Source organism: Streptomyces gottesmaniae, from assembly GCF_031845845.1.
Taxonomy (GTDB): domain Bacteria; phylum Actinomycetota; class Actinomycetes; order Streptomycetales; family Streptomycetaceae; genus Streptomyces; species Streptomyces akebiae.
This window is the reverse complement of record NZ_JAVRFJ010000008.1, coordinates 232,055-248,577: the sequence shown is the minus strand read 5'-3', so window position 1 is coordinate 248,577 and position 16,523 is coordinate 232,055. Positions and strand designations below refer to the sequence as shown.

General features: G+C 71.1%; 10 protein-coding genes and 1 pseudogene. 10 read left to right on the top strand and 1 reads right to left on the bottom strand.

What is annotated here, in order from left to right; all coding sequences use genetic code 11:
- The 6 genes and pseudogenes from RM704_RS12300 to RM704_RS12275 form a co-directional block, all read left to right on the top strand.
- Positions 1-814, top strand: an 814-nt coding sequence (locus tag RM704_RS12300) for an alpha-amylase family protein (protein ID WP_311590536.1), incomplete at its 5' end; no start/stop codon positions are given.
- The gene (treS, locus tag RM704_RS12295; protein WP_311590535.1) at positions 811-2,529 is read left to right on the top strand and encodes a maltose alpha-D-glucosyltransferase; all 1,719 of its coding nucleotides are present in this window, start codon (positions 811-813) and stop codon (positions 2,527-2,529) included. The genes RM704_RS12300 and treS, both read left to right, overlap by 4 nt.
- A 29-nt stretch (positions 2,530-2,558) precedes the next feature.
- A complete protein-coding gene (locus RM704_RS12290; protein ID WP_033525799.1) occupies positions 2,559-3,947 on the top strand; it encodes a maltokinase N-terminal cap-like domain-containing protein in 1,389 nt (462 codons plus the stop codon).
- A gap of 4 nt (positions 3,948-3,951) precedes the next feature.
- Positions 3,952-5,694 (top strand): annotated as a pseudogene (gene glgB, locus RM704_RS12285) (1,4-alpha-glucan branching enzyme); the annotation flags it as partial.
- Positions 5,678-6,019 (top strand): VOC family protein, encoded by a 342-nt coding sequence (locus RM704_RS12280; protein WP_033525798.1) that lies wholly within the window; start codon positions 5,678-5,680, stop codon positions 6,017-6,019. The pseudogene glgB and the gene RM704_RS12280, both read left to right, overlap by 17 nt.
- Positions 6,020-6,089: 70 nt before the next feature.
- Positions 6,090-6,491, top strand: a complete 402-nt coding sequence (locus RM704_RS12275; protein WP_033525797.1) for a MarR family winged helix-turn-helix transcriptional regulator — start codon at positions 6,090-6,092, stop codon at positions 6,489-6,491.
- Between the two features lie 71 nt (positions 6,492-6,562).
- Here the strand turns inward: RM704_RS12275 and RM704_RS12270 are convergent, their stop codons facing one another.
- A complete protein-coding gene (locus tag RM704_RS12270) occupies positions 6,563-6,985 on the bottom strand; it encodes an SseB family protein (protein WP_033525796.1) in 423 nt (140 codons plus the stop codon).
- 293 nt (positions 6,986-7,278) lie between these two features.
- On the opposite strand from RM704_RS12270, the gene RM704_RS12265 reads away from it, so the two are divergent.
- The 4 genes from RM704_RS12265 (at position 7,279) to RM704_RS12250 (ending at position 16,433) form a co-directional block, all read left to right on the top strand.
- A complete protein-coding gene (locus RM704_RS12265) occupies positions 7,279-8,568 on the top strand; it encodes an alpha-L-fucosidase (RefSeq protein ID WP_033525795.1) in 1,290 nt (429 codons plus the stop codon).
- Between the two features lie 139 nt (positions 8,569-8,707).
- The gene (locus tag RM704_RS12260; protein WP_311590531.1) at positions 8,708-11,641 is read left to right on the top strand and encodes a helix-turn-helix transcriptional regulator; all 2,934 of its coding nucleotides are present in this window, start codon (positions 8,708-8,710) and stop codon (positions 11,639-11,641) included.
- Between the two features lie 519 nt (positions 11,642-12,160).
- A complete protein-coding gene (locus tag RM704_RS12255; RefSeq protein ID WP_033525794.1) occupies positions 12,161-14,368 on the top strand; it encodes an endonuclease in 2,208 nt (735 codons plus the stop codon).
- A 40-nt stretch (positions 14,369-14,408) separates the two neighbouring features.
- Positions 14,409-16,433 (top strand): S8 family serine peptidase, encoded by a 2,025-nt coding sequence (locus RM704_RS12250; protein ID WP_033525793.1) that lies wholly within the window; start codon positions 14,409-14,411, stop codon positions 16,431-16,433.
- Positions 16,434-16,523: the final 90 nt, after the last annotated feature.

The following is a 16,523-nucleotide window of genomic DNA, read 5'->3' as shown; positions in this document are numbered from 1 at the left end:
GATCAACGCCACCGACCCCGACGTCATCTTCCTCGCCGAGGCCTTCACCCGCCCCGCGATGATGCACACCCTGGCCGCCACCGGCTTCCAGCAGTCCTACACCTACTTCACCTGGCGCAACACCAAAGCCGAACTCACCGAGTACGCCACCGAACTCGCCGGTGAGGCCGCCGCCTACATGCGCCCCAACTTCTTCGTCAACACCCCCGACATCCTCCACGCCTTCCTCCAGGAAGGCGGCCGCCCCGCCTTCGAACTCCGCGCCGTCCTCGCCGCCACCCTCTCCCCCACCTGGGGCGTCTACTCCGGCTTTGAACTGTGCGAGAACACCCCCCTCAAACCCGGCAGCGAGGAATACCTCGACTCCGAGAAATACCAACTCCGCCCCCGCGACTGGGACACGGCCGAACGCGACGGACGCACCATCACGCCTCTCATCACCGCGCTCAACGACATCAGACGGCGGCACCCCGCACTGCACGGACTACGGAACCTGCGCTTCCACCACACGGACAACGACGCGGTGATCGCGTACAGCAAGCGCGCCGGGTCGGACGCGGTCGTGGTCGTGGTCAACCTCGACCCCCACCGCGCCCAGGAGGCCACGGTCACGCTCGACATGGCGGAACTCGGCCTGGGCATGGGCGAGAACATGCCGGTGCGCGACGAGTTGACGGGAGAGACCTACCGCTGGGGAAGGACGAACTACGTGCGCCTGGAACCCGGGCGGTCACCCGCGCACGTCCTCCACGTCCAGCCCCGTGCGGACAGCTCGTCCTCGTCGTCGCAGAACGGAGGGTCAGGTACGCCATGACCATGAACAAACCCATCCCGGACACCTTCGAGGACACGCCGCAGAAGGACCGGGACCCGGACTGGTTCAAACGCGCCGTCTTCTACGAGGTCCTCGTCCGCTCCTTCCAGGACAGCAACGGCGACGGCGTCGGCGACCTCAAGGGCCTGACCGCCAAACTCGACTACCTGCAGTGGCTGGGCATCGACTGCATCTGGCTGCCGCCCTTCTTCAAATCCCCCCTCCGCGACGGGGGATACGACGTCTCCGACTACACCGCCGTCCTCCCCGAATTCGGCGACCTCGCCGACTTCGTGGAATTCGTCGACGCCGCCCACCAACGCGGCATGCGCGTCATCATCGACTTCGTCATGAACCACACCAGCGACCAGCACCCGTGGTTCCAGGAATCGAGGAAAGACCCCGACGGACCCTACGGCGACTACTACGTCTGGGCCGACGACGACAAACAGTTCCAGGACGCCCGGATCATCTTCGTCGACACCGAAGCCTCCAACTGGACCTTCGACCCCGTCCGCAAACAGTACTTCTGGCACCGGTTCTTCTCCCACCAGCCCGATCTCAACTACGAGAACCCGGCCGTGCGCGAGGAGATGCTGGCCGCCCTGCGGTTCTGGCTGGATCTCGGCATCGACGGCTTCCGGCTGGACGCGGTCCCCTACCTCTACCAGGAGGAAGGGACCAACTGCGAGAACCTCCCGGCCACCCACGCGTTCCTGAAGCACGTCCGCCGGGAGCTCGACGCGCTGTATCCGGACACGGTCATCCTCGCGGAGGCCAATCAATGGCCGGAGGACGTCGTCGACTACTTCGGCGACTTCCCCAGCGGCGGCGACGAGTGCCACATGGCGTTCCATTTCCCGGTCATGCCGAGGATCTTCATGGCGGTCCGGCGGGAATCGCGCTATCCGGTCTCGGAAATCCTCGCCAAGACCCCGGCCATCCCCTCGAACTGCCAGTGGGGCATCTTCCTGCGGAACCACGACGAGCTGACCCTCGAAATGGTCACCGACGAAGAGCGCGACTACATGTACGCGGAGTACGCCAAGGACCCGCGCATGCGCGCCAACATCGGCATCCGCCGCCGGCTCGCCCCGCTCCTGGACAACGACCGCAACCAGATCGAACTGTTCACCGCCCTGCTGCTGTCCCTCCCGGGCTCGCCGATCCTCTACTACGGCGACGAGATCGGCATGGGCGACAACATCTGGCTCGGCGACCGCGACGCCGTCCGCACCCCCATGCAGTGGACCCCCGACCGCAACGCCGGCTTCTCCACCAGCGACCCCGGCCGCCTCTACCTGCCGACGATCATGGACCCGGTCTACGGCTACCAGGTCACCAACGTCGAGGCGTCGATGTCCTCCCCCTCGTCGCTGCTGCACTGGACCCGCCGGATGATCGAGATCCGCAAGCAGAACCCGGCGTTCGGCCTCGGCACCTACACCGAGCTGCCCTCGTCCAACCCGTCCGTCCTCGCCTACCTGCGCGAACACAAGGACGACCTGGTGCTGTGCGTGAACAACTTCTCCCGCTTCGCCCAGCCCACGGAACTCGATCTGCATGCCTACGAGGGACGCCACCCCGTCGAACTCATCGGCGGAGTCCGCTTCCCCGCCATCGGCGAACTGCCCTACCTCCTCACCCTCGCGGGCCACGGCTTCTACTGGTTCCGGCTCTCCCGAGTCCTCTCCCGCGCTGCCCGAGGGCGTTGAAGCGCGGTCCGGCGAAAGGACGCGTCACCATGTCGAAGACCGCATCCGCACTGCTCCGGCGGAGCGACGAAGAGGTCGCCGTCGGCCTCATGACCTCGCTGGCGGGGCTGCTGCGCGAGTGGCTGCCACGGCAACGCTGGTTCGCCGGCAAGGACCGGCCGGTCACGGACCTCGCGCTGTTGTCGATGACCGAGCTGTACCCGGGCTGCCTGCATCTGCTCGTGCACACCGGCCACCCGAGCCACACCGGGCACGGCGGGGTGCCCGCGCCGGGGGGAACTCCGTCGGCCGGTGACTGCTATCAGCTCCTGCTCGGGGTGCGTGAGCATCCGGTGCCGCGTCTGGCGCGAGCGCTCATCGGGCAGGCGCACGAGGGGCCGCTCGCCGGTCTGACGGTGTACGACGCGCTGTACGACCCCCGGTCGGCCGAACTGCTCCTCGAACGGCTGCGGCATCCCGGCTCGGCGGGCCCGTTGCGCTTCGAGGCGGACCCCGGCGCACGGGTACCGGCCCGGCTGGCGCCCCGCCTGCTGGACGCCGAGCAGTCCAACTCCTCGCTGGTGTACGGGGACGAGTACATCTTGAAGGTCTTCCGGCGCATCCAACCCGGGGTGAACCCCGATCTGGAGGTGCCGGGCGCGCTGGCCAAGCAGGGGTGCGGCCGGGTGCCGGCGCCGGTGGCCTGGTTCCGGACGACCGATCCCTTCCCGGCGACGCTCGGCGTGCTCCAGCCGTTCCTGCCCGACGCCTCGGACGGCTGGACGCTGGCGCTCGGCGCGCTCGCCGCCGGGCAGGACTTCACGGCGCAGGCCCGTGAGCTGGGCCGGGCGACGGCGGAGGTGCATCTGGCGCTGGCCTCGGCCTTCCCCGCCGGAGCCCACGACGAGAACGCGCGGACGGCGGTCGCGATGACCGAACGGCTCGACGCCGCCGCGCGCTCCGTACCGGCCCTGAGGCCGTACGTCCCCGGACTGCGCACGGCCTTCCGCGCCCTGCTCGCATGCGACCCGGGGCCGCCCGCGCAGCGCGTGCACGGCGATCTGCATCTGGGGCAGGTGCTGCGGGCCGGCCCGGAGTGGTTCGTCATCGACTTCGAGGGCGAGCCGTCCCGTCCGCTCGCCGAACGGTGCGGCACCCAGTCGCCGGTGCGGGACATCGCCGGGATGCTGCGCTCCTTCGACTACGCCGCCCGGCAGCGCCGGCCCTGGCGCCCGGAGTGGGCGCGCCGCTGCCGGGAGGCCTACTGCGCGGGCTACGCGGCCCGCGCCGACTGGGACCCGCGCGAGAAGCACGGTCTGCTGCGCGCCTACGAGACGGACCGGGCGGTGTACGAGGTCCTCTACGAGGCCCGGCACCGACCCGACTGGCTCCCCGTACCGATGGCGGCGATCGAGCGTCTCGCCGTGAGAGGAGACTGAAGCCGTGGCTCTGCGTGACACCACGCCCCCCGAGTCGGCCGGCCCGCCCCGGCGCCGCCCGAGGCTGACCGTGGCCGCCCCGCCCCTGCCCCCCGAGGAGCGTGCGCGGCTGCTCTCCGGCGCGCACCACGACCCGCACGCCCTGCTGGGCGCCCATCCGGTGCCGGGCGGCGGGATCGCCGTGCGGGCCCTGCGCCCGTACGCCCATGCCGTGAGTGTCGTGATCGAGGGCGAGCGCACCTATCTCGCCTCGGAGGGCGACGGCCTCTTCTCCGTCCTCCTGCCGCTCGACGCCGTGCCCGCGTACACGCTGTTCGTGTCGTACGAGGAGGCCGACCACGAGGTGCACGACCCGTACCGCTTCCTGCCCGCGCTCGGCGAGCTGGATCTGCATCTGATCCGGGAGGGTCGGCACGAGCAGCTGTGGAAGGCTCTCGGCGCCGAGCCGATGACCCACCAGGGCGTCACCGGCACCCGCTTCACCGTCTGGGCGCCGAACGCCCGGGGGGTGCGGGTCGTCGGGGACTTCGCCTGCTGGGACGGGACGGCGTTCCCGATGCGGTCCCTCGGCTCCTCCGGCGTCTGGGAGCTGTTCCTGCCGGGGGTGGGCGAGGGCGCCCACTACAAGTTCGAGATCGCCACGCGCGACGGCAGGCGTCTGCTCAAGGCCGACCCGATGGCCCGCCGGGCGGAGGTGCCCCCCGCGACGGCGTCCGTCGTCCACGCCTCGCACTACGAGTGGGGGGACGCGGAGTGGATGGCCCGGCGCGGTGACGTCCCGGTGCACGAGGCGCCGTTCTCCGTGTACGAGATCCATCTGCCGTCCTGGCGCCCCGGGCTGACGTACCGCCAGCTCGCCGATGTACTGCCCGGCTACGTCGCCGATCTGGGGTTCACCCATGTCGAGCTGATGCCGGTCGCCCAGCACCCGTTCAGCGGTTCCTGGGGCTACCAGGTCACCGGTTTCTACGCCCCGACCGCCCGCCTCGGCGGCCCGGACGACTTCAAGTACCTGGTCGACGCCCTGCACCGGGCCGGGATCGGGGTGATCGTCGACTGGGTGCCCGCGCACTTCCCGAAGGACGACTGGGCGCTCGGCCGCTTCGACGGGGAGCCGCTGTACGAGCCCGGGGACAGTCGGCGGGCGGAGCATCCGGACTGGGGGACGTACGAGTTCGACTTCGGCCGCACCGAGGTGCGCAACTTCCTCGTGGCGAACGCCGTGTACTGGTGCGAGGAGTACCACGTCGACGGGCTGCGGGTGGACGCGGTCGCCTCCATGCTCTACCTCGACTACTCGCGGGACTCCGGACAGTGGTCCCCCAATGTGTTCGGCGGGCGCGAGGATCTGGACGCGGTCGCCTTCCTCCAGGAGATGAACGCCACCGTGTACCGGCGGGCGCCGGGCGTGGTGACCATCGCGGAGGAGTCCACGGCCTGGGACGGGGTGACCCGGCCGACCGACAGCGGCGGGCTGGGCTTCGGCCTGAAGTGGAACATGGGGTGGATGCACGACTCGCTGGGCTACATCGAGCACGAACCCGTGCACCGCAAGTACCACCACAACGAGATGTCGTTCTCGATGGTGTACGCGTACAGCGAGAACTACGTCCTGCCCATCTCCCACGACGAGGTCGTGCACGGCAAGCGGGCGCTGGTGTCGAAGATGCCGGGCGACTGGTGGCAGCAGCGCGCCAACCACCGCGCGTACCTCGGCTTCATGTGGGCCCATGAAGACCGTCATCTACCCCGTCCGGGACCTTGATCGGGCGAAGGCCCTGTTCAGCGCCCTGCTGCAGGTCGAACCGTACGCGGACTCGGCGTACTACGTCGGTTTCAAGGACGCGGGTCAGGACGTGGGGCTGGACCCGAACGGCCACGCGAAGGGAATGACGGGGCCCGTGCCGTACTGGCACGTCGGCGACATCCGGACGACACTCGCGGCGCTGCTCGGGGCCGGGGCGCAGACGCTGGAGGACGTCCATGACGTGGGTGGCGGCCGACTGATCGCCTCGGTGAAGGACACCGACGGCAACCTGATCGGGCTTCTCCAGGACACGGCGGCGGAGTAGGCCGGGCGATGGTTGCACCTGCACTAGTTGCACGGACAACGATCGGTTCGCCCTCTGTTACCGTGCACATATGGCAGCGAACACGACCGGTGTCCGGCTCGAGGACCAGTGGCGGGACATCCTGTCCGTGCACGCCCGCACGATGTGCGAGATCGATCGCGTGCTGCATCCGCACGGGCTGGGCGCCAGCGACTTCGAGGTCCTCGACGTCCTCGCGTCCGGGATGGCGGCGGCGACGGCGGCCGGGGACCTGTGCCGGGTGCAGAACATCGCCGAGAAGGTCCACCTCAGCCAGAGCGCGCTGTCCCGGCTGATCGGCCGGCTGGAGAAGGACGGCCTGGTGGAGCGGTCCGTGTGCGCGGAGGACCGGCGCGGTGTGTGGGTCACCCTGACGGACAAGGGCCGCAGGCTGCACACGGAGGTCCAGCCCCTGCAGCGTGCCGTTCTGGCCCGCATGCTGCGGCAGGACTGACCCCGCCCTCGGGCCTGTGGGAACGCCGTGAGGGCCGTCCCCTCGTCCGTCGGGCGAGTGGTCCCTGCGGGTCAGATCCCCTGGCCTCCCAGGAGGGTGCCCACGTCGTGGGCGTCGAGGGTGAGGCCGTGCGGGGAGCCGGCGTCGATGGTGAGGGAGAGGTCCGCGTCGGCGGGCCACTGGGAGGCCAGGGCGCCCAGGGGTACCAGCCGGTAGCGCGACACATAGGGCAGGAGCTCCGCCATCGCGGGCTCCGAGGTGAAGACCGGCACGATCTGCTCGCCGCCGGGCTGCTCCAGCACGGGCAGCGCCACGGCCGTCGGATCGTTCACGGCCGCCTCGTCGGCGTCGTCCGGGACCGGGATCAGCACATCGGTGTCGGCGAGCGTGTGGAGCGCGGCCGTGTCATGGGTGTCGAAGGCGAGCGCGGTCAGCGCGCGCTGGGCCGGCGAGGCGGCCTGAGGCGGGGTGCTGCCATTGGCGGGTATGTCCATCACAAGATCCCAGGTAGTAGCGGAAAGGCCGCCCGGGACGGCATCCGTCCCGGGTGCTGCGCCCCTCGCGTACCCGACCGGGAGGCGGGCATTCCTCTGCCCGACCGATGCATATGGGGCGCGAGGGACCGCTGAGGGCCCGAGGGGCCCGGCGAGCCTCACCGCGCCGGGTGCGGTCGCTTCGACAGGGCCCGTCCGTCCCGATCTTCCGCGCCGCGCAGGGAGTGAAAATCAACCAGTTGTGGTGACCCTTGGCCACGCGCCCGCCAGGGGCCCGCGCCTAGCGTGGCCGCATGACCATGCAAACCTGGTTTCCCGCCGCCAAGCTGGGCATCTTCATCCACTACGGCATCTACGCCGTGGACGGGGTGCCGGAGTCCTGGTCCTTCTACTGGGGCGAGGTGACGCACGAGCGGTACATGAAACAGCTCGACGGCTTCACCGCGTCCGCGTACGACCCCGCCGCCTGGGCCGAGTTGTTCGCCCGGGTGGGTGCGAAGTACGCGGTGCTCACGGCCCGCCACCACGACGGCGTCGCCCTGTGGGACACCGCCCAAGGTGACCTGGGCGTCGTCCACCGCACGCCGGCGGGCCGGGACCTGATCACCGGGTACGTCGACGCGCTGCGCGAGCGGGGCCTCAAGGTCGGCCTCTACTACTCGCACTCCGACTGGAACCACCCCGACTACGCCAGTGTCCGCCACCCCGAGATCGACCTGTGGACGAACGAGCACCCGGGCGGCAACGACGCCAATCCCTACTCGCACGCCGCACCCGGTGAGGAGGACCCGGCCGCCTGGGAGCGCTACCTCGCCTACCGGGACGGCCAGGTGGGAGAGCTGGTCCAACGGTTCCGCCCCGATCTGCTGTGGTTCGACGGCGAGTGGGAGCGCACCGAACAGCAGTGGCGGATACGGGAGTTGGCCGAGCTGATCCTCAGGGAGAACCCGGACACCGTGCTCAACGCCCGCATGCTCTCCTACGGCGACTACGCCACCCCGGAACAGGGCGTGCCGCTCGAAGCACCCGAGGGCCCGTGGGAGCTGTGTCTGACCATCAACGACTCATGGGGCTTCCAGCACGCGGACCACAACCACAAATCCGTACGGCAGCTGGTGCGCTACTTCGCCGAGACGATCGGCATGGGCGGCAATCTGCTGCTGGACGTCGGACCGAGGGCGGACGGCACGATCCCCGCCGAACAGGTCGAGCGGCTGGAAGGGCTCGGGGCATGGATCCGACGGCACTCCGACGCCGTGTACGGCACGGCCGCCGGACTGCCCGCAGGACACCACTACGGTCCGAGCACGCTCTCCGCCGACCGGCGCACCCTGTACCTGACGTGCTTCGACGTGCCGCGTGAGTCCGTGGCGGTACGGGGGCTGCGCAACCCCGTCACCAAGGTCACCGTCCTCGGCACGGGCACCGAGCTGGGCCACCGGGTGATCGGCGGCCTCGACGCGGTACCCGGCGTGACCTGGATCGACGCGCCCGCCGAGGCCGACCTCGACCCGTACGCGACCGTCCTCGCCGTGGAGTTGGAAGGAGAGCTTGACCTCTACCGGGGCTCGGGCCGCGACTGACCCGTCCGAGGGGGGGCCGGAGCGGACCGGGGACATGTCGGGACCTACGTACAATCCTCGGAATCGACCGGTGGGTTCGGGTTCATGAACCTCCGGATCGGCCCGGGACGGCCCCGGGCCCGCTTCAGGGGGAATCGCATTGCCGTGGAACGTGGCTCCGCTGGTGGGCCGGCAGACCGAGCTGGCTCGCCTCACCGACGTACTGGACGGCCTGAGCGGGACGGGCCACGGCCCGGCGGTCGTGGATGTCACCGGCGCGGCGGGCATCGGCAAGAGCAGGCTGGTCGCCGAGTTCTGCGCTCGGGCGCGGGACCGGGGCATGACGGTGCTGCGCGGCCGGGCGACCGAGTACGAGCGGCACCTGCCCTACCAGCCCCTCGCCGACGCCCTCGCCGACCTCGACAGCGAGACCGGGATCCCGTCCCCGTTCGCCGAGGTCCACACCATGGACCGTTTCGCCCTGCAACGCGCGGCGGCGGCCTTCCTGGCCCGGATCGCGCGCACCGGCACCGGCCTCGTGGTGGCCCTCGACGACGTGCACTGGGCGGACCCGGCGTCCCTGGAGCTCCTCGACCATCTCGTCCGGCATCCGCCGCGGCGCGCCCCCGTGGCGATCGTGGTGGCCCGGCGGGAACGGCAGACCGCGCCGCGGCTCGTCGCCGCCCTCACCCGGGGTGTGGAGTCCGGGACGGTGCTCCGCGTCGAACTGGGCCCGCTGGACCGGGATGCCTGCCTCGCGGCGCTGGCCCCGGACCGCCCGGCCGGTCTCGCCGCCGAGTTGTACACGGCCAGCGAGGGAAACCCGCTGTACTTCCTCGCCCTGCTCCAGGCCGGCAGGCCGGCGGGGCTCAGCTCGCTGCTGCTGGACGAACTGACTCCGCTCACCGACGACCAGCGGCGGACGGTCCAGGCCGTGGCCGTGCTCGGCGACCACGCGGCACCCGCTCTGGTGGCGGCCGTCACCGGTCGCCCAGAGCGTGAACTCGACGCGGATTTCCGGGAGTTGACCGCCCGGGATCTCGCGCGACCGGGGCCCGACGGCCGTTGGGCGCTCCGGCATCCGGTGCTACGGTCCCTCGTCCACGAGACCACCGATCCCACCCTGCGCACCCGGATGCACCGCCTCGCCGCCGCCGAACTGGCCCGGATCGGAGCGCCGGTCAGCGAGCGGGCGCACCACGTCGAGCGGGCGCTGACCGGCTGGGACCCGCACGCCGTGACCGTGCTCACCGAGGCCGCCCGGCAGGCCGCCGCGACCGCGCCCGCGAGCAGCGCCCACTGGCTCGGCGTCGCCCTCGCGCATCTGCCCGAGCGGCCGGTGCACGGCATGCTGCGCCGGGATCTGATGCTGCGTCGGGCCGAGGCGCTCGGCGCCTGTGGCGGGCTGCGCGAGAGCCGGGACCTGCTGCACGAGGTGATCAGCCTGTCTCCGCCGGGCACCGATGACGGCGCACGGGCCCTGGCCGTCACCCTGTGCGCGGTGATGGAGCGCCATCTCGGCCGGTACCCGGAGGCCGTGGCCCTGCTCCGCCGCGAACTGGCCCGGGGCGCCGACCTCTCCCCCGCCGAGACCGTCCGACTCGGCCTGGAGCTGGGCTCGTCCGCACCGCACGCCAGCCCGTACCCGGACGTACGCGACGACGTGGCCCGCACCCTGGAGCTGGCTCGGTCGCTGGGCGACGAGGTGGCGGAGGCGGGCGCGCTCGCCGTCACCGCGCTCGGGGAGACGTACGAGGGCATCCCCGAGGCCGCCGCCGAGGCGACCGACCGGGCGGCCGCGCTCATCGACTCCCTCACCGACCAGGATCTCGCGGGTCTGTGCGAACCACTGGCCCGGCTCAGCTGGGCGGAGGCGTTCCTGGAACGCTACGCCGACGCCGAACGGCACGCCGAGCGCGGTCTCGTGATCGCCCGCCGGGGCGGTCTGCTCTATGTGGTGCCGCATCTGCTGCTCTGCCTGTCCCATCTCCACGTCATGACACTGCGGCTGGCGTCGGCCCTGGAACTCGCGGAGGAGGCGGAGACGATAGCCCGGGGCATCGGCAGCGACGAGTTGCTCGCCTTCGTCCTGGCGTCCAAGGCTCAGGCGCTGGTCCCCGCGCTACCGCCGGGTGACGGTGGCGCGGTGGCCGTGGCCGAGGAGGCCGTCGCCCGGGCCGGCGCCGGTACCGGCTGGTGGGCGTCCATCGCGTGGTGCGTGCTGGGGTTCGCCGCGCTCCACTCCGGTGATCCGGTGCGGGCCCGGGCGGCCCTGCTTCGGGCGGGCGGAGAGGATCTCGCCGGTCTGCAGCCGGGCATGCGGCCCCTGTTCACCGAGGTCCTCGTCTCCGCCGCCGTGCTCACCGGGGACCACGGCGAGGCCCGGCAGTGGGCGGAGCGCGCCCGTAAAGAGGCGGAGCGGCTGGATCTCGTGGCGCAGCGGGCGTCCGCGCTGCGCAGCCGGGCGCACGTGCGGTTGGCCGAGGGTGATCCGGCCGCCGCGGCCGAGTTGTTCGAGCAGGCCGCCGAGGAGGCGGCCCGGGGCCGGGGCGGGCTGTGGGAGGCGCAGTCCCTGCTGATGGGGGCGCCGCTGACCGCGTCGGCGGGGCGCCCCGCCCGTGCCCGTGCCATGTGGGAGCGTGCGGTACGGCTGAGCGGCGAGGCCGGCGCCCACCTGCTGACCGGCCTCGCGGAGGCGATCCGTCCGGCGGTCTTCACCGAGGCGGAGGCGCAAGCTGATTCGGAGGCGGAGACGAACGGACCGGGCGGCGAGGTGACGGCACGCGGCGCGGGTGAGGGCGGGATGCCGGGGACCGGCTCGGCCAAGGCGGCGGGGGCGGGCGTGGTCGCGGGCGTCGCGGCGCCGTCGCGGGACGCGGCCGTGGAGCTGGCCGTGCTGTCCACGCGGGAGCGGGAGATCGCCGCCCTCGTCGCGAAGGGCCTGACCAGTCCCGCCATCGCCGAGCGGCTCTTCCTCAGCCCGCGCACGGTGGAGACCCACCTCTCCCGCATCTACCGCAAGACCGGCGTCACGTCGCGTGCGGCGCTGGCGGCCCTGCAGACCCGTGACGAGCTACGCGAGGGCGGCGCCTGAGCCGGTTCGGGGCGCTCGGTGGGCCGGTCCGGGACGACGGAGTCGGCCATGATCTCCGACGGGGAACATGTCAGCCCTTTTGCACGCGTTTGCCCTTGCTGTCAGCATGGAAGAGGGGGCAGCGAACACGAGGAGCGGCCGGGACCACCCGGGTGACGGGTCAACTCGACGGCTCCTCGCAGGAGTTGTAGAGGTCCGCGCGCGACTGCGGACCGGTTCACCGAGACGTGTGCCGGGCAGCGCTCCCCAGGGCGTGGCGCCCGGAACCGCGCCGCGACGGCCGGTCCGCGATCTTCCGTACGAGGCCGGAACACTCGCCCCGGCCCGGGTCCGCAACGACTCCGGCTCCGTCTCCCTCCCGGTCCCCGCCTGGGGCCCGGTGGTCGCACGGAGCCCTCTCACCGGCCGCGCTCTTCACGCACGGCCGCCTCGGCACCCACCCCGACGAGGCATCGCTCAGCTCACGACTCGTGGTGTGGCGCGCCGTACTCCCCACCCCTTCACCTGGGAGGCGGACCCATGACGACGGCGGAACTCTTCTCCCCCACGGAATCCGGCTACTTGTCACAGCTGACGAGGGCCGCGGACCGCTTCGCGGAACGAACCGAGCGGCGGGAGCGCAATCAAGAACTGCTCCGGACCCGCGGCGTGCTGTACGCCGACGAACCGGAGCGCGTCGAGAGGCGGCTGAACCGCCTCGGCACCGACTGGTCCCAGGCCCGGGCCATCGACCGGGAACCGACCGAGCCCCGCACGACGGCCGGAAGCACGTTGCGGCTGCCGCCCGAACACTTCGGCAGCGGCATGCTGGGGCTGGAGCGCCTGATCGGGCGCAACAACCTCACCCCGGTCGCGTTCCTGGAGAAGGGCGCGCTGGTGGCCCGCTCGGTCGGCCGGATCACCCTCAGTGGGTCGGGCGGCGGCCACGGCACCGGCTTCATGGTCTCGCCCTCCCTGCTGCTGACCAACAACCATGTGCTGCGCAGTCAGGAGGAGGCACGCCGCAGCACCGTCGCGTTCGCTCTGCAGGCCGGGGTGGACGGCCGCCCCCTGGTACCTGCGGTGTTCCAGCTGGAGCCGCAGCGGTTCTTCGTCACCGACCGGGAGCTGGATTTCACCCTGGTCGCGGTGGCCGAGCACGGAGGCCGAGGCGAAGCCCTCTCCTCCTTCGGCCTGCTGCCCCTCAGCGAGGAGCAGGGCAAGATCGTCCTGGGGGAGTTCGTCAACATCATCCAGCACCCCGGAGGCGAGCCCAAGCAAGTGGCGCTGCGGGAGAACCAGGTCGTCGACATCCTGGACCGGTTCCTGCATTCCACGACCGACACCCTTCGGGGCTCGTCGGGTGCGCCGGTCTTCAACGACCAGTGGGAGGTCGTCGCACTGCACCACTCGGCCGTCCCGAAGACGGACGCCGAGGGCCGCCCCCTGAGCGTCGACGGCACCCTCTGGACTCCGGAGATGGGCGAGGAACGAGTGGCCTGGGTGGCCAACGAAGGGGTGCGCGTCAGCCGGATACTGCGCGCGCTGAGCACGATCAGCCTGACCGGCACGGCGGCCCGCCTGCGCGACGAGGTGCTCACCGCCGGGCCGACCGGTGAGACGGTCACGGCACCGGTCGGCACCCCTCGGCCCGCCGCCCCGTCCCCGCCCTCGGTGAACGGGGTGGCGGGACCGCCCGGCACCGACGGCACAGGCGTCCAGGTGACCGACGGCATCGCCCACCTCACCGTCCCCCTGAGGATCAGCGTCGGACTCGACCTGTCCGCCCATCCCGTGACGCCGATGTCGACCCCCGCGCCCTTCCTCGCACCCGCACCGCCGTCACCCCCGGACGGTGCGTCGGCGGTCGAGAGGGACATGGAGGCCGCTCTGATCAGTCTTCGCCTCGGGCGGGAACGGCCGTACTACGACCGGCAGGCCGATGCCGCCGCGCGCGACACCTACTACGCGGGCATCGACACCGGCGACGCGGAGGCGTTGCGCCGCGCGCTCACCGAACTGCTGGAGGACACCCACTCCCCCCGGCCCAAGTACCGGCCCAACCGCCTGGTCTATCCCTGGGTCGACCTGCACAGAGATGGCCGGCTTCGCAGCATCTACTCCGGGAAGGACTTCTCCCCCGAGGAGTTCATCAGGGCGGACGCGGCCGTGGCGGAGGCACGACTGGCCCGCGTTCAGGAACTTTTCGAGCGGGAACGCGCGGCGGGTCCGGCGGAGTTCGAGGCCGAGTTCGACGCGCTGGAGGCCTCGATGCCGTTCAACTGCGAACACGTGGTGCCGCAGTCGTGGTTCGCGCACAAGGAGCCCATGCGCGGGGACCTCCACCATCTGTTCGCCTGCGAGGTCGCGTGCAACAGCTTCCGCAACAACTTCGCCTACTTCGACTTCCCGAACTTCATGGAAGTCGAACGGGAGGAATGCGGGATGCGCGACCCCGTCGGCTCCGACCGGGCCGTGATCGGCTTCGAGCCGGAGGCCGGCAAGGGAGCGGTGGCCCGCGCCACCCTCTACTTCCTGCTTCGTTACCCGGGCCTGGTCGGTGATGTCCGGACCGAGTTCCCCGAGAGCCGGCTGCCCACGCTGCTGGCCTGGCACGCCGGCGAGCCGGTGAGCGAGTACGAACGCCATCGCAACGCCGCCATCGCCGAACTGCAGGGCGTCCGCAACCCGTTGATAGACCACCCGGAGTGGGCGCAGAAGATCGACTTTTCCGGAGTCTGGCCCTGAACCACCCGCCCGACCGACCCCATCCCTCAAGGAGTCCCTCATGGCTCGCATCACCATCAACGGCGTGAGCGTCGACCCTCTGGCGCAGTCCGCCGAACTGGCCGCCGCGTCCCTGGTGTCGGAGGACGCCTCGCAGTCCAACTATCTGCTCGTGCAGACCACGCGTCCTCCCACCGCGGAGGAGAAGGAACAGCTCGCGGCGCTCGGCGTGGTGATCCACGAATATGTTCCGGAGAGCACATACCTGTGCGGCTACCGGCCCACGGACCTGGAGGCGGTGCGCGCGCTGCCGTTCGTCGCGTGGGCCGACGTGTATCTCAATGGATTCAAGATCGCTCCGTCGCTGAGGCCGGACCGGCTGCAGCCCGCCCTCGCCCTGCTGGCCGAGCCCGTCGAGGCCACCTCGTCCCGCACGCACACCGTGGACGTCGTGTTGCACGACGACATCGACACGACGAACGGCGCGGTACGGGATCAGATCGCCCGAGCGGTCGGCGCCTCCGCCGACGGCATCGAGACGAACCGCCACAAGGTGCGGCTGACGGTCCAGGAAGCGGAACTTGCCGCACTCGCCGCGCTGGACGAGGTGCGCCACATCGAGGAAGTCCCGGAGCTGGTGTTGCACAACAGCGTCGCCGCGACGCTGATGCACGCCAAGATCTCTCTCAACGGAACGTCCTTCCGGGGCAAGGGGCAAGTGGTGGCGGTGGCCGACACCGGCTTCGACCTCGGCTCCACGACGAACGTGCATCCCGCCTTCACCGGCCGGGTCCAGCACCTGGCCGCCCTCGGCCGCCCGGTCTCGCAGGCGACGGACGACCCGGACGGCCACGGCACCCATGTCGCGGGGTCGGTCCTCGGCAACGGGAATTCCCCCTCGATGGGCGGCCCCGTCACCGGCACGGCCCCCGAGGCGAAGCTGATTCTGCAGTCGCTCCTCGACGACGGCGGCTTCCTCGGTGGAGTCCCGACCGATCTGCGCGACCTGTTCGAGCCCGCGTTCCAGCGCGGGGCGAGGATCCACACCAACTCGTGGGGGCCGAAGTCCCCCAGCCTGCCGTACGACAGCAGAGCGTTCGAGGCCGACCAGATGGTCTGGGACCACAAGAACTTCGTCATCTGCTTCTCGGCGGGCAACAAGGGGCACGACCGGGACCGTGACGGCCGGATCAACCAGTCCTCGGTGAGCGGACAGGCAGGGGCCAAGAACACGATCACGGTCGGCGCCAGCGAGAGCAAACGGCCAGGCATCCCGCTGACGTACGGCGACCTGAGTATCGTCGCCTTCCCGGCCAATCCGATCCGGGACGACCCGCAGGCCGACAACCCGTCCGGGATGGCGGCTTTCAGCAGCCGCGGGCCGACCCAGGAGGGCCGGATAGCGCCCGACGTCGTCGCCCCCGGCACGTCGATCCTCTCGGCCCGCTCCCAGGTGGCTCCGATCGCGTCGCTGTTCGGGGCCTCCTCGGACCCGGCCTACTCCTTCCTCAGCGGCACCAGCATGGCCACCCCCCTCGTCGCGGGCTGTGTGGCCGTACTCCGCGAGACCCTGGTGCGGAACGGCACCGCCGACCCCAGCGCGGCCCTCCTGAAGGCCATGCTGATCAACGGCGCGGAGGAGCTCCCGGGCCAGTACAACCCCAGCGAGGCCGGCCCGTCCCCCAACAACAACTCTGGTTTCGGCCTGGTGAACCTCGAACGTTCGGTCGTCCTCCCGGGCGACGACGACCGGGCCGGTTTCGCCGACGAGGAGGAGCTGGAGCAGGGCGACGAACGTTCGTTCCGCGTGCCGGTGCCCCAAGGGGCGGCCCGCACCCTGAAGGTCACCCTTGTGTGGACCGACCCGCCCGGCGCGGCCCTGCAGAACGACCTGGATCTGATCGTCCGCGCAGGCGGTCAGGAGCGCCACGGCAACATGGGCACGGGCGCCGGCTTCGACCGCGTCAACAACGTCGAGCAGGTCAACTGGAGGGGTGTCCCCGCCGGTGACGCGGAGGTCGTCGTGCGCGCCCACCGGATCACCCAGTTCGCCCAGCCCTACGCCGTGTCCTGGCGCGTCTCGTGAGCTGCCGCTGAACTCGTTCGAGGGAGACGCCACCGGGCTCCGACCCCAGTGGCGTCGTTCTTTCGGCAACCGTTTAGCATATGAGCGCCG

What these genes read in the sequence shown, in the direction of transcription:
- treS (WP_311590535.1), top strand. Translation starts at nt 811, where the DNA reads ATGACCATGAACAAACCCATCCCGGACACCTTCGAGGACACGCCGCAG.
- RM704_RS12290 (WP_033525799.1), top strand. Translation starts at nt 2,559, where the DNA reads ATGTCGAAGACCGCATCCGCACTGCTCCGGCGGAGCGACGAAGAGGTC.
- RM704_RS12280 (WP_033525798.1), top strand. Translation starts at nt 5,678, where the DNA reads ATGAAGACCGTCATCTACCCCGTCCGGGACCTTGATCGGGCGAAGGCC.
- RM704_RS12275 (WP_033525797.1), top strand. Translation starts at nt 6,090, where the DNA reads ATGGCAGCGAACACGACCGGTGTCCGGCTCGAGGACCAGTGGCGGGAC.
- RM704_RS12270 (WP_033525796.1), bottom strand. Translation starts at nt 6,985, where the DNA reads ATGGACATACCCGCCAATGGCAGCACCCCGCCTCAGGCCGCCTCGCCG.
- RM704_RS12265 (WP_033525795.1), top strand. Translation starts at nt 7,279, where the DNA reads ATGACCATGCAAACCTGGTTTCCCGCCGCCAAGCTGGGCATCTTCATC.
- RM704_RS12255 (WP_033525794.1), top strand. Translation starts at nt 12,161, where the DNA reads ATGACGACGGCGGAACTCTTCTCCCCCACGGAATCCGGCTACTTGTCA.
- RM704_RS12250 (WP_033525793.1), top strand. Translation starts at nt 14,409, where the DNA reads ATGGCTCGCATCACCATCAACGGCGTGAGCGTCGACCCTCTGGCGCAG.